At 70.5% G+C, this 13,301-nt stretch carries 12 protein-coding genes; 8 read left to right on the top strand and 4 right to left on the bottom strand.

Annotated features, from left to right (window positions below; all coding sequences use genetic code 11):
* Positions 1-58 precede the first annotated feature (58 nt).
* A complete protein-coding gene (locus ACFYQA_RS11165; protein ID WP_388914808.1) occupies positions 59-829 on the top strand; it encodes a MerR family transcriptional regulator in 771 nt (256 codons plus the stop codon).
* A gap of 60 nt (positions 830-889) precedes the next feature.
* Here ACFYQA_RS11165 and ACFYQA_RS11160 read toward each other — a convergent pair whose 3' ends face one another.
* The gene (locus tag ACFYQA_RS11160; protein ID WP_388914805.1) at positions 890-1,255 is read right to left on the bottom strand and encodes a YbjQ family protein; all 366 of its coding nucleotides are present in this window, start codon (positions 1,253-1,255) and stop codon (positions 890-892) included.
* A 134-nt stretch (positions 1,256-1,389) separates the two neighbouring features.
* Between ACFYQA_RS11160 and ACFYQA_RS11155 the strand changes: the two genes are divergently transcribed.
* On the top strand, positions 1,390-2,445 hold the full coding sequence (locus ACFYQA_RS11155) for a DedA family protein (protein WP_388914802.1): 1,056 nt from the start codon (positions 1,390-1,392) through the stop codon (positions 2,443-2,445).
* An 84-nt stretch (positions 2,446-2,529) separates the two neighbouring features.
* Here ACFYQA_RS11155 and ACFYQA_RS11150 read toward each other — a convergent pair whose 3' ends face one another.
* A complete protein-coding gene (locus ACFYQA_RS11150) occupies positions 2,530-4,239 on the bottom strand; it encodes a threonine/serine exporter family protein (protein ID WP_388914799.1) in 1,710 nt (569 codons plus the stop codon).
* Between the two features lie 151 nt (positions 4,240-4,390).
* Positions 4,391-4,882, bottom strand: a complete 492-nt coding sequence (locus ACFYQA_RS11145) for an inorganic diphosphatase (RefSeq protein WP_388915138.1) — start codon at positions 4,880-4,882, stop codon at positions 4,391-4,393.
* 79 nt (positions 4,883-4,961) lie between these two features.
* On the opposite strand from ACFYQA_RS11145, the gene dacB reads away from it, so the two are divergent.
* The 6 genes from dacB (at position 4,962) to folE (ending at position 12,760) form a co-directional block, all read left to right on the top strand.
* Positions 4,962-6,596, top strand: coding sequence for a D-alanyl-D-alanine carboxypeptidase/D-alanyl-D-alanine-endopeptidase (gene dacB / locus ACFYQA_RS11140; protein WP_388914796.1), 1,635 nt, complete (start codon positions 4,962-4,964; stop codon positions 6,594-6,596).
* A gap of 67 nt (positions 6,597-6,663) precedes the next feature.
* Positions 6,664-7,815, top strand: a complete 1,152-nt coding sequence (locus ACFYQA_RS11135) for a zinc-dependent metalloprotease (protein ID WP_388914793.1) — start codon at positions 6,664-6,666, stop codon at positions 7,813-7,815.
* A 274-nt stretch (positions 7,816-8,089) separates the two neighbouring features.
* The gene (tilS, locus tag ACFYQA_RS11130; protein ID WP_388914790.1) at positions 8,090-9,163 is read left to right on the top strand and encodes a tRNA lysidine(34) synthetase TilS; all 1,074 of its coding nucleotides are present in this window, start codon (positions 8,090-8,092) and stop codon (positions 9,161-9,163) included.
* A gap of 61 nt (positions 9,164-9,224) precedes the next feature.
* Complete coding sequence (gene hpt, locus ACFYQA_RS11125; RefSeq protein WP_388915135.1) at positions 9,225-9,785, top strand: hypoxanthine phosphoribosyltransferase; 561 nt, start codon at positions 9,225-9,227, stop codon at positions 9,783-9,785.
* A gap of 187 nt (positions 9,786-9,972) precedes the next feature.
* Positions 9,973-12,012, top strand: coding sequence for an ATP-dependent zinc metalloprotease FtsH (gene ftsH, locus ACFYQA_RS11120; RefSeq protein WP_388914787.1), 2,040 nt, complete (start codon positions 9,973-9,975; stop codon positions 12,010-12,012).
* Positions 12,013-12,154: 142 nt separating this feature from the next.
* Positions 12,155-12,760 carry a GTP cyclohydrolase I FolE gene (gene folE / locus ACFYQA_RS11115; protein WP_388914784.1) on the top strand — a complete coding sequence of 202 codons (606 nt, stop codon included), beginning with the start codon at positions 12,155-12,157 and terminating at the stop codon, positions 12,758-12,760.
* 7 nt (positions 12,761-12,767) lie between these two features.
* Here the strand turns inward: folE and ACFYQA_RS11110 are convergent, their stop codons facing one another.
* Positions 12,768-13,259, bottom strand: coding sequence for a DUF3180 domain-containing protein (locus tag ACFYQA_RS11110; RefSeq protein ID WP_388914781.1), 492 nt, complete (start codon positions 13,257-13,259; stop codon positions 12,768-12,770).
* Between the last annotated feature and the right edge of the window lie 42 nt (positions 13,260-13,301).

Raw genomic sequence — 13,301 nt, 5'->3', positions numbered from 1 at the left:
TTGCACCTCACGTGGCGTGAGGACTCAGGGTGGAGTGCGTACCGAGAAGGGAGCGGAAGTGAGTCATTCCGTGGGACAGGTGGCCGGCTTCGCCGGGGTCACGGTGCGCACCCTGCACCACTACGACGCCATCGGCCTGCTCGCTCCGAGCGAGCGCAGCCACGCGGGTCACCGGCGTTACACCGACGCCGACCTCGACCGGCTGCAGCAGATCCTGTTCTACCGGGAGCTCGGCTTCCCGCTCGACGAGGTCGCCGCCCTGCTCGACGATCGAGCCACCGGAAAAGCAGACCCGCGCGCACACCTGCGCCGGCAGCGCGACCTGCTGATCGCCCGGATCGAGAAGCTGCAGAGGATGGTGGCGGCCGTGGAGCACGCCATGGAGGCACGCACGATGGGAATCAGTCTGACGCCCGAGGAACGGTTCGAGGTGTTCGGGGAATCCGACCCGGACCAGTACGAGGACGAGGTCCGGGAGCGCTGGGGCGACACCGACGCCTACCGGCAGTCCCGGCAGCGGACCGCGTCCTACACCAAGGACGACTGGAAGCGCGTCACCGAGGAGTTCGACTCCCTCCACCTGCGCATGGCCGACCTGATGTCCGCCGGCACCCCGGCCGACTCCGAGGAGGCCATGGACACGGCGGAGGAGCACCGGCTGTTCATCACGGGCGCGTACTACGACTGCGGGCACGAGATGCACACCTGCCTGGGTGAGATGTACGTCGCCGACCCGCGCTTCACGCGGACGTACGAGAACATCCGCCCCGGCCTGGCGGCCTACCTGCGCGACGCGATCGTCGCCAACGCAGCCCGGCACAGCGGCTGAACCGGTACCGCGCGGCGACCGCCCGGTCCCTCCCCGGGGACCGGGCGGTGCACCGCCCGGTCACGCGCGCACGAGCACCACCGCGGTGCCGTACGCGCACACCTCGGTGCCCACGTCCGCAGCGTCCGTGACGTCGAAGCGGAACGCCAGCACACCGTTGGCGCCCCGCGCGCGTGCCTGCTCGATCAGGCGCTCCATGGCCTGGTTGCGGGTCTGCACGAGCGTCTTGGTCAGCCCTTTGAGTTCGCCGCCGACCATTGACTTCAGACCCGCGCCGATCTGGCTGCCGAGATGCCGGGACCTTACGGTCAGGCCGAAGACCTCTCCGATCACCTCCTGCACCCTGTACCCCGGGACGTCGTTCGTCGTGACCACCAGGACGTCGGTCCCGGGGCCCTGTCCACCGCCGTACTCCTCGATGCCCATGGCCCCAGCTTCGTAGGGGAAAGGGAACGGTGCAATCCTGGGTACGCCCGTGGAACCCGGACCGAGACGGCTGCGTTGGTAGTTTTGGCAACCAGTCTCCGCCCGTCCCCTCAACCAGCAGGAGCCACAGCCCCGTGACCACCCTTGCGCTCGGCCCGGAGTGGCTGAGCCCGGACTATCTGATCGAGACCTTCAGCCTTACCGGCATCCTGCTGATCGTCTTCGCCGAGTCCGGATTCTTCGCGTTCCTGCCCGGTGACTCCCTGCTGTTCACGGCGGGCCTCTTCGTGGCGGAGGGCAGCTACATCAGCCAGCCGCTGTGGCTGGTGTGCACGCTGATCGTGATCGCCGCCGTCCTGGGCGACCAAGTCGGCTACATGATCGGCAAGTTCTTCGGCCCGAGGCTCTTCAGCCGCCCCAACTCCAAGCTCTTCAAACAGGAGAACCTGGAGAAGGCCCACGAGTTCATGGAGAAGTACGGCCCCAAGGCGATCGTCCTGGCCCGCTTCGTGCCGATCGTGCGCACCTTCGCCCCCATCACGGCCGGTGCCGGCCGGATGAAGTACCGCACCTTCCTCACGTACAACCTCATCGGCGGTGTGGCCTGGGGCTCGGGCGTCACGCTCGCCGGCTACTGGCTCGGCCAGATCGGCTTCATCAAGGAAAACGTCGAGACGATCCTCATCCTGATCGTTTTCCTCTCGGTGGTCCCGATCATCGTCGAGTTCCTGCGGGAGCGGGCCAAGAAGAAGCGCGCCGGCGGCGAGAACGCGGACGCCCCGCAGCAGGGCGAGTGCGACGCGTACGACCGGCAGGCCCCCCAGTACGCCCAGCCGGTCATGGACGACGCCACGACCCAGCTCCGCCGCATCGCCCCGGACGGACCGCCGCCCCGGCAGCAGGCCCCGCCGCCCCGGCAGCAGGCCCCGCAGCCCCAGCAGCCCTACGGCAACCAGGGCTACCCGCAGCAGCAGCCCCAGCAGCCCCAGCAGCCCCAGCAGCCGTACGGCAACGATCAGGGCGGCTATGACCAGGGTGGCTACGACCAGCACTACGGCGGGCAGTACCCCCAGGGCCAGTACCCCCAGGGCCAGCACCCCCAGGGTCAGCACCCCCAGGGGCAGGGCGGTCCGGGGCAGGACCAGGGCCCGGACCCCCGTCGGCAGCAGCCCTACAACCCGGGCTACTGAGCCGCCGCACCGAACCCGTCCCCGGGGCGCGCGACACCCGCGCACCCCGGGGATCCGTGTGTCCGGGGGCCGGACGGCCCCGTCTCAGAAACCACGCGTCCGCTTCGCCGCCCTGCGTTTCTCGGCGGAGCCGACCCGCAGGAACAGCCGGGAGATCTCCGAACCGAGGTTCACCCCGATCGCGATGGCCATGGCGAGCGCCACGGCCTTCGAGAGGGACACCAGACCCGCGTCCACCTCGTTCTGGGCGATCGCCAGCAGACCGAAGTACGTGGCGGAACCGGGCAGCAGGGGCCCGATCGCCGCCGTGACGTACGGCAGCGCCGAAGCGAACCGGTACCGGGACAGCAGCTGACCGAACAGCCCGACCAGGCCCGCCGCCGCGGCGGTGGAGGCCACCGGAGAGATGTCGCCCGCGTAGGCCATCGCGCCGTACACCACCCAGGCGACGCCGCCGTTGAGGGTGACCAGCAGCACCGTGGCCCGCTCCTGCTGGAGCAGCACCGCGAAGGCCAGCGACAGCCCGAGCGACGCGGCGATCTGCCACAGCGGCCGCTCGGACAGGACGAGCGCCGCGTCCGGGCTCAGCTGGGCGCCCAGCTGCACGCCGAAGTAGAGCACCACCAGCACCCCGATCACGATGCCCGTGAAGAAGTACAGGACCTCCAGGAGCCGCGCGGCCGCGGTGATGTAGAAGCCGGTCAGGCCGTCCTGCACGCCCGCCACCAGGGCCCGCCCCGGCAGCAGGGCGAACAGCCCACCGGTGATCACCGCGGACGCCTTCACGTCCGCGTGCGCCAGCGTCAGCGCGACGCCGATCGCGGCCGGCGGCATCGCGGCCACCGTGAACTGGTAGAACTCCGGCAGCCCCCGGTCGGCGCACTTCCACGCCAGCCGGTCACCGAGCATCGCGCCCAGCGCCGCGGCGACGAACACCAGGACACCACCGCCGACCAGCACCGACGCCGAACCCGCCAGCAGCCCGCTGGCCGCGTTCAGCACCCAGGTGGGGTAGGGGTGCCGGTTGCGGCGGATCTCCGCGAGCCGCCGGTAGGACTCCTCCAGGGAGAGGTGCGTCTCCTCGTCGCTGAGGTCGTCCACCATCTGGTACACGGCCGCGAGACGGGTGTAGTCGGTGCCCCGGCGGCGCACCGTGCGCGACGCGGTCACCGGGTCCTCCACCAGCGACGGCTGGTGGGAGATCGACAGCAGGGTGAAGGTGACGGTCGGCTCGCAATGGTCCAGGCCGTAGGAGCGGCAGACGGCGAACATCGCGCCCTCCACGTCCTCCGCGCCCTCGCCGCCCGCCAGCAGCAGCTCCCCGATACGCAGCGTCAGGTCGAGCACGCGCGGTACGGCGGGCCCGGCTTCGTCCTCATGCCGGTGCACCTGCTCCGGCGCCGGCCGTTCGGTCACCGGCATGCGCAGAATGGTCCGCATCCGGTCCTGCCAGGGCGCGTCCCGGTGCAGCGAGATGGCCGGGGCCCTGCTCGGCGGGGTGAACGCCGGCGGAGCCTGCTTGGCCTGGTAGGTGCGCGGCGGGTTGAACGCCGAGCCCTCCGTTTCGGCGGGCGGATGCGGAGCCGCCTCCAGGCCCTGGGGCAGGGCGAACTCCGACGTCGTCTCCGGCTCCGAGGGAGCCCGCCCGGCCTTCGTGAGCGCCAGCCCTTCCGGCACGGCGAACTCTGACGTCGTCGACGACTCCGTATCCGCCGAAGCCGTCGGTCCGACCGGAGCGCTGAAGGCGCTCCTCGCCTCGTCCGACTGGGGCTTGTGGTCCTCCGCTTCCGTCACCTGCGCTGCGCTCCCTGTACGACACGTCCTTTGTCCCTGCGCCCCCGTCGGGGTCCGACCGGCGACCCCCAAGGCTCAGTATGCGCACGGACAGCGGAACGGGCCGCACGCATATGCGTGCGGCCCGTTCCGCTGTCCGTGCTCAGGGGGCTCAGTGGCCGCCCGTCTCCTTGAAACGCTTGTAGGACCGCTCGATCTCGATCTCGGCGTCCGTCCGGCCGACCCAGTCGGCGCCCTCGACCGACTTGCCCGGCTCGAGGTCCTTGTAGACCTCGAAGAAGTGCTGGATCTCCAGCCGGTCGAACTCCGACACGTGGTGGATGTCCCGCAGGTGCTCCACGCGCGGGTCCGTCGACGGGACGCACAGCAGCTTGTCGTCGCCGCCGGCCTCGTCCGTCATCCGGAACATGCCGATCGCGCGGCAGCGGATCAGACAGCCCGGGAACGTCGGCTCGTCGAGAATGACCAGCGCGTCCAGTGGGTCGCCGTCCTCACCGAGAGTGTTCTCGACGAAGCCGTAGTCGGTCGGGTAGGCGGTCGAGGTGAAGAGTCGACGGTCCAAACGGATCCGACCCGTCTCGTGGTCCACCTCGTACTTGTTCCGCGAACCCTTCGGGATCTCGATCGTGACGTCGAACTCCACCGGACGCTCCTCCATGATCAGCACATAGTTCTGGTGATTAAGTGTCCCTCACGCAGGTGTGTGATCGCGAAAGGGGCTGGTGGTCGTGCCGGAGCTGAGGCCTTGGCGGGCCGCGAGACCGCATGTGGCACGGTTCGCGGGCGCCGTACGCCCTCGCCTGGCACGGACCGCGGCGGCTGTCCGTCCGCGTCTGGCACGGTTGCGGCCGAGTCGTCCCGCGGGTGTCGCCACGGCCGCCGGGTCACTGATCACGCGGTCGGTGGCCTGGCCGGGAACCTGGTCGAGGACCTGGCGGTTCACCGTGGTCGCGGCCACCGCCGGGACGGTGCTGGCCGCGGGAGCGGTCACCGCCGCCGGTCCCTGGGACTCCACCGGCCGGCGTACGGCCGAACAGGACCGGGCCGTGGCCCTGGAGGCCACGCGTGGCACAGATCACGGCGACACCCGCGGCAACGCCGGTACCCCGCCGCGCGGCCCCCGGACGGCCCCCAGCGCCCCCTCCGTGCTCACCGGCCTCGGGGGCGGCGCCACCACCGTGAAGTCGGCGCCCGGCGGCAAGGCCCTCACGGACACCCTCGCCCCGCTGTTGAAGTCCCCGGCGTTCGGCGACCTCTCCGCCTCCGTGGTCGACGCGTCCACCGGCAGGAGCGTGTACGGCGACGATCCCGGCGCCGCCCTCACCCCCGCCTCCACCACGAAGATCGCCACCGCCGTCGCCGTCCTCACCGCGCTCGGCCCCGACCACCGCCTGACCACCCGCGCCACCTTCGAACCCGACACGAAAGAGGTCATCCTCGTCGGCGGCGGCGACCCCACCCTCACCGCCCGGGAGAAGAACCCCACCGGCTCGGCGAGCCTGCGGGACCTCGCCGGCCGCACCGCCGCCGCCCTCGCCGAACGCGGCGTGCGCGAGGTGACCCTGTCGTACGACACCACCCTCTACGCGGGCGGCGAACGGCACCCGATCGGGGTCAACCCCAACCTCGCCGCCATCACCCCCCTGATGGCCGACGAGGCCCGCGTCAACGACTCCGTCAGCGGCCCCGCGGACCGCGTCGCCGACCCCGCCGCCGACGCGGCGCGGAAGTTCGAGGCCCTCCTGAAGGGCCACGGCATCAAGGCCACGCCCCCCGGCCCGTCGAAGTCCACGGCCCGCGCCGGCGCCCTCGCCACGGTCTCCTCGCCCCCGCTCGCCACCCTGGTCGAACGGATGCTCACCAACAGCGACAACGACCTCGCCGAGGCCCTCGCCCGCCAGACCGCGATCGCGGCCGGCGAACGGGCCGACTTCGTGGGCGCCTCCGCCGCCGTCCGCGCTCAGCTCCAGAAGCTCGGAGTCCCGCTGAAGGGGGCCGCGTTCAAGGACGGCAGCGGCCTCGACCGCGGCAACCGGCTCACCGCAAGCCTGCTCACCGCGCTGCTCGTGAAGTCCGGCGACCCCGCCCACCCGGAACTGCGCCCGGCCCTCACCGGCCTGCCCGTCGCCGGCTTCACCGGCACCCTCACCGGCCGCTACGTCGACGGCGCGGCCGGCGTCGTACGGGCCAAGACGGGCACTCTCACCGGCGTCAACGCCCTGGCGGGCACCGTCGTCGACCGGGAGGGCCGGCTGCTCGCCTTCGCCTTCCTGGCGACCGGCACCACCGACCCGACGACCGCCCAGACAGCCCTGGACAAGGCGGCCACGGCCCTGGCGGCGTGCGGCTGCCGGTGACCTCCGGTCTCCGGCCGGCTGCCTCGCCGCCCTGCCCCGCGCCGCGCTCCTCACGTACCGTTGCAACATGACGAGTTTCGGTGGTGCTGCCTCTTCCGGGATGGTCGACTGGGATCTCGCGGTCACGACCGCGACCCGGCTCATGCGGCCGGGCCCCGATGTGAGCCGTGACGAGGCCCGGGCCGTCGTCACGGAGCTGCGCAAGCACGCGAAGGCGTCCGAGACGCACGTCCGGGGCTTCACCCGGCTGGGCACCGACGAGACGCACGACGCCCCCGTCCTCGTCGTCGACCGGCCGGGCTGGGTCCGGGCCAACGTCGCCGGCTTCCGCGAACTGCTCAAGCCGCTCCTCGACAAGATGCAGGAGCGGCGCGGCACTTCGCCCGGCGGGGTCCTCCTCGGCACCGTCGGCGGCAAGGTCACCGGCGTCGAGGTCGGCATGCTGCTGTCCTTCCTGGCCTCCCGCGTCCTCGGCCAGTACGAGACCTTCGCCCCCGCCGCCCGCGACCTGCCGGCCGGCGGCCCGCCCGGCGCGCCGAACGGCGGAGGCAGGCTGCTGCTCGTCGCCCCCAACATCGTCCACGTGGAACGCGAACTCGACGTGGACCCGCACGACTTCCGACTGTGGGTGTGCCTGCACGAGGAGACCCACCGCACCCAGTTCTCCGCCGTGCCCTGGCTGCGCGACCACATGCAGGGCGAGGTCCAGTCGTTCCTCGGGGAGACCGACGTCGACCCCATGACCGTCCTGGAGCGGGTCCGCCAGGCCGTCCAGTCCTTCGCCGGCGGCCGGCCCGAGGGCGAGGAGGACGAGGACGGCGGGCGCTCCCTCGTCGAACTCGTGCAGACCCCCGCCCAGCGGGAGATCCTCGGCCGGCTCACGGCGGTGATGTCCCTGCTGGAGGGACACGCCGACTTCGTGATGGACGGCGTCGGGCCCGAGGTCGTGCCGAGCGTCGCCGAGATTCGCGAGAAGTTCCAGCAGCGCCGTGCGAAGAGCGCCTCCCGCCTGGACCTGGCCCTGCGCAAACTGCTCGGCCTGGACGCCAAGCTCCGCCAGTACCGCGACGGCGAACGCTTCGTCCGGGCGGTGGTCGAGGAGGTCGGCATGGACGGCTTCAACCGGGTGTGGACCTCGCCCAACACCCTCCCCACCAAGGCGGAGATCGCCAAGCCCGCGGAGTGGGTCACCCGCGTGCACCGCAAACCCGAGGCGTGAATCGAGCGTGCGCCGCGTGTGCACCCGAACGCCGGGCGTACGCCGCGCGGGTACGGGACGGCACGACACCCGGTAACAGGGTTGCAAACGGGGCCAGATGGGACGGAATGAAGCTAATCCGGCGGACGGGCCCTCAATCACCCTTCCGAGGGACCGTGAGCGAAGAGTAGGCGTGCAATGCTCGGGGAACGTCCCGACTCTGTCACCATCTACACACTCTGAGTGACCGATCCGGGGCGCTCACCCCCGAAGAACTTCATGAAGGGAACCGGACATGGGTCCCCATCCTGCGGTCGCGGCGATACGCCTGGCGGTCCGCCGCGTACTCCACGACATCCTCGACGAACACACCCGAAACCCCGGCGAACACCACCGGACCCCCGCCGGGCCCGCCGGGCCCGGACGCATCCCCGAGGCTCCGCGCGAGCGTGAACCGTCCCCGCTCGTACTCGTGGCCTGCTCCGGCGGCGCCGACTCCATGGCACTCGCCTCCGCCCTCGCCTTCGAGACACCCCGCCTCGGCGTGCGCGCCGGCGCTGTCACCGTCGACCACGGCCTCCAGGCCGGCTCCGACCTGCGGGCCACCGAAGTGACCCTGCGCCTGCGCGGACTGGGCCTCGACCCCGTCGAGTCCATCGCCGTCACCGTCGGCCGTGACGGCGGACCCGAGGCTGCCGCCCGCGACGCCCGCTATGTCGCCCTCGACGCCGCCGCCGAACGGCACGGGGCCGTCGCCGTCCTGCTCGGCCACACCCGCGACGACCAGGCCGAGACCGTCCTGCTGGGACTCGCCCGCGGCTCCGGCATCCGCTCCCTGTCCGGAATGGCCGCGGTCTCGGGAGTCGCCGGCCGTTATCGCAGGCCCTTCCTGCGGCTCGACCGGCAGACGGCCCGCAAGGCGTGCATGGCCCAGTCCCTCCCCGTCTGGGACGACCCGCACAACACCGACCCCGCCTATACCCGGTCCCGGCTGCGCCACGAGGGCCTGCCGGCCCTGGAGAAGGCCCTCGGCAAGGGCGTCGTCGAGGCGCTCGCCCGGACGGCCCAGCTCTCCCGCGACGACGCCGACGCCCTCGACGCCTGGGCCGGCCGGGCCGAGGCCGGCGTCCGCGACGCCGACGGCCGGCTGGAGTGCGCGGGGCTGCACGCCCTCCCGCCCGCCGTGCGCCGCCGTGTGCTGCGCCGTGCGGCCATCGATGCGGGAGCCCCGGCCGGTTCGCTGTTCGCCCGGCACATCGAGGAGGTCGACCGGCTGATCACCGGTTGGCGCGGCCAGGGGGCCATCAATCTCCCCGGCCGAGTCGTGGCCCGTCGCCAGGGTGGCAGACTGGTGATTCGGCAAGGCTGAAAAACGTATCCTCGGCAGAGCCGCGGACAGTACGGGACAGCCGCTGGGACGACCGAAAGTGATGCGGGTGGACGCGAAAGACATGGGTGCCGACCTCGAGAAGGTGCTCATCACCAAGGAAGAGATCGACGCCAAGCTGGCTGAGCTGGCCGCGAAGATCGACGCGGAGTACGCGGACAAGGAACTGCTGATCGTCGGCGTCCTCAAGGGCGCGGTGATGGTCATGGCCGACCTCGCCCGAGCGCTGTCCACTCCGGTCACGATGGACTGGATGGCCGTATCCTCGTACGGGGCGGGCACCCAGTCCTCCGGTGTGGTGCGGATCCTCAAGGACCTCGACACCGACATCAAGGGGAAGCATGTCCTGATCGTCGAGGACATCATCGACTCCGGCCTGACCCTGTCATGGCTGATCTCCAACCTCGGCTCGCGCGAGCCCGCCTCCCTCAAGGTGTGCACGCTCCTGCGCAAGCCCGAGGCCGCCAAGGTCAACATCGCCGTGGAATGGGTCGGTTTCGACATCCCCAACGAGTTCGTCGTCGGCTACGGCCTGGACTACGCCGAGAAGTACCGCAACGTCCCATTCGTGGGTACGCTCGCGCCTCACGTCTACGGCGGCTGAGCAACCGCGGCCGCGGCGCCGTATGTGATCGGGAACCCCGGCGGCGTCCGCGCCGTTGGAGCATGCGTGGACGCGAATGCCGGCAGTCCCACGCAGCTTCGGTGGACAATGCTGGGGTACCGTCCGAAGAACAGTCTTTATCAAACTCACTATGGCAGGAGGGACGGGGCGACACCGCTCCGTATGGATGGACGTGAAGCGATACTTCCGTGGGCCGGTCATGTGGATTGTGCTGGCCGTCCTCGCCGTGGTCGTGTTGATGAATGTCGTCGGCTCGTCCGGCGGCTACAAGACGGTGGACACCGGCCAGGTCGTCCAGGCGATCAACGAGAACAAAGTCAAGTCGGCCAAGCTGACCACCGGCGACGAGCAGATCATCAAGGTCGAGCTCAAGAACGGCCAAAAGGTCAAGGACAGCTCGAAGATCCAGGCGAGCTACATCGGTGACCAGGGCGTCACCATCGCCAGCACGCTGCAGGACAAGTTCCAGAACAAGCAGATCCCGGACGGCTACACGGTTTCGCCGTCGAAGCAGAACCCGTTCGTGAGCATTCTGCTGTCGCTGCTGCCCTTCGTCCTCATCGTCGTGGTCTTCCTGTTCCTGATGAACCAGATGCAGGGCGGCGGCTCCCGCGTCATGCAGTTCGGCAAGTCCAAGGCGAAGCTCATCACCAAGGACACGCCGAAGACGACGTTCTCCGACGTCGCCGGATCGGACGAGGCGGTCGAGGAACTCCACGAGATCAAGGAGTTCCTGCAGGAGCCCGCCAAGTTCCAGGCCGTCGGGGCGAAGATCCCCAAGGGCGTGCTGCTGTACGGTCCGCCCGGCACCGGCAAGACCCTGCTCGCGCGCGCCGTCGCGGGCGAAGCCGGCGTTCCCTTCTACTCGATCTCCGGTTCCGACTTCGTCGAGATGTTCGTCGGTGTCGGTGCCTCCCGGGTCCGTGACCTGTTCGAGCAGGCCAAGGCCAATGCTCCGGCGATCGTCTTCGTCGACGAGATCGACGCGGTCGGCCGCCATCGCGGTGCCGGCCTCGGCGGTGGTCACGACGAGCGGGAGCAGACCCTGAACCAGCTCCTCGTCGAGATGGACGGCTTCGACGTGAAGGGCGGCGTGATCCTCATCGCCGCCACGAACCGGCCCGACATCCTCGACCCGGCTCTGCTGCGTCCCGGCCGCTTCGACCGTCAGATCGCGGTCGACCGCCCGGACATGCAGGGCAGGCTGGAGATCCTCAAGGTCCACCAGAAGGGCAAGCCGGTCGCTCCGGACGTCGACCTGTCGGCCGTCGCCCGCCGCACCCCCGGCATGACGGGTGCCGACCTGGCCAACGTGCTGAACGAGGCCGCGCTCCTGACCGCGCGCAGCGATCAGAAGCTGATCGACAACCACATGCTGGACGAGGCGATCGACCGAGTGGTCGCGGGCCCGCAGAAGCGGAGCCGGATCATGTCGGACAAGGAGAAGAAGATCACCGCGTACCACGAGGGCGGACACGCCCTGGTCGCGGCGGCCTCACCGAACGCCGACCCCGTCCACAAGATCACGATCCTGTCGAGAGGCCGTGCCCTCGGCTACACGATGGTGCTGCCGGACGAGGACAGGTACTCCACCACGCGCAACGAGATGCTGGACCAGCTGGCCTACATGCTGGGCGGCCGCGCGGCCGAGGAGCTCGTCTTCCACGACCCGACCACCGGTGCGGCCAACGACATCGAGAAGGCCACCGGCCTGGCCCGCGCGATGGTCACGCAGTACGGAATGACCGAGCGTCTCGGCGCGATCAAGTTCGGCGGCGACAACTCGGAGCCGTTCCTCGGGCGTGAGATGGGTCACCAGCGCGACTACTCGGAAGAGATCGCCGCGCTGGTCGACGAAGAGGTCAAGAAGCTCATCGAGACCGCGCACAACGAGGCGTGGGAGATCCTGGTCGAGAACCGGGACGTCCTCGACAACCTGGTCCTCGCGCTCCTCGAGCGGGAGACGCTGGGCAAGGAGGAGATCGCCGAGGTCTTCGCGTCGATCGTCAAGCGCCCGGCCAGGCCCGCCTGGACCGGATCCTCCCGCCGTACGCCGTCCACCCGCCCGCCGGTGCTCTCCCCCAAGGAGCTGGCACTGACGAACGGGACGAACGGCGCGACGCCGGCCATCTCGACCGTGAAGAGCACCATCGCGGAGCCCGAGCCGGTGCCCGAGCCGGCTCCGGAGGACCGTCCCGAGAGCTGACCGGTTCTCCCGGCGGCCCCACCGGGCCCGGAATGGATGCCGCGCCCCCCTGGTTCTAGCCTGGGGGGCGCGGCATTTTTTGTGTATCCGCAGTTGAGGACGCGTCCTCCCGACGCGCGCAGGCACAGGAACGAGGCACTACATGACCGACCCCGTGACGCTGGACGGCGAGGCCACCTTCGGCGAGTTCGACGAGAAGCGGGCCGAGAACGCCGTACGTGAACTGCTGATCGCGGTCGGCGAGGACCCCGACCGGGAAGGCCTGCAGGAGACGCCGGCCCGGGTGGCGAGGGCGTACAAGGAGATATTCGCGGGCCTGTGGCAGAAGCCCGAGGACGTGCTGACCACGACGTTCGACATCGGCCACGACGAGATGGTGCTCGTGAAGGACATCGAGGTGTACTCGACCTGCGAGCACCACCTGGTGCCGTTCCGCGGTGTGGCCCATGTCGGGTACATCCCGGCCACCAGCGGAAAGATCACGGGGCTGTCCAAGCTGGCCCGGCTCGTGGACGTCTACGCCCGGCGTCCGCAGGTGCAGGAACGACTCACCACCCAGATCGCGGACTCCCTGATGGAGATCCTGGAGCCGCGCGGGGTGATCGTGGTGGTCGAGTGCGAGCACATGTGCATGTCGATGCGGGGCATCCGCAAGCCCGGCGCGAAGACCCTCACCTCGGCCGTGCGCGGGCAACTGCGGGACGCGACGACGCGCAACGAGGCGATGAGCCTGATCATGGCGCGCTGAGCGGACGTCAGGCGGCCGGGGCCGTGCCTCTGCCGTTGTGGTCGTCGTCCTCCTCCGGGAGCTTGCAGACGCGCTCCAGGAAGATGGCCGCCGCTATGACGGCGATCCCCGCCACGACCGAGGCCCCCGCGTAGATGGCCTGGTCGCGGCGGGCGGGGATGTCGAGGGACTCCAGGAGGAAGACGCCGGTGCCGCCGTACATCCCGGCGACGAGGGCGGCGACCAGGGCACTGGCCTGGCCGAAGACGACCGCGCGGGCCGCCATCATCGGGTCGACGCCCTTGGCGCCGGGGCGGCGCTCGCGCTGGTCCCTGAGGCGGGCGCGCAGGGACAGCGCCGTGGCCGTGAGGACCACGGCGATCAGGGCGAGGACGACGGGCGCCGCCAGCGGAACGCTCGGCAGGGTGCCGAGCGAGTTCCAGAGGCGGGCGCCGGCCCAGGACAGGATCCCGGCAACGACGAAGACGCCGGCCAGCACCCGGATGCGCAGCTCTCTCACGGTGTCCCTTCGGTTCCCCCGGTACCCCGGTATGCGGTCCTG

The organism is Streptomyces sp. NPDC005774 (genome assembly GCF_042871645.1).
Classification (GTDB): Bacteria; Actinomycetota; Actinomycetes; order Streptomycetales; family Streptomycetaceae; genus Streptomyces; species Streptomyces pratens.
The sequence above is the reverse complement of the archived record's forward strand: the minus strand, read 5'-3'. Positions and strand labels throughout refer to the sequence as shown.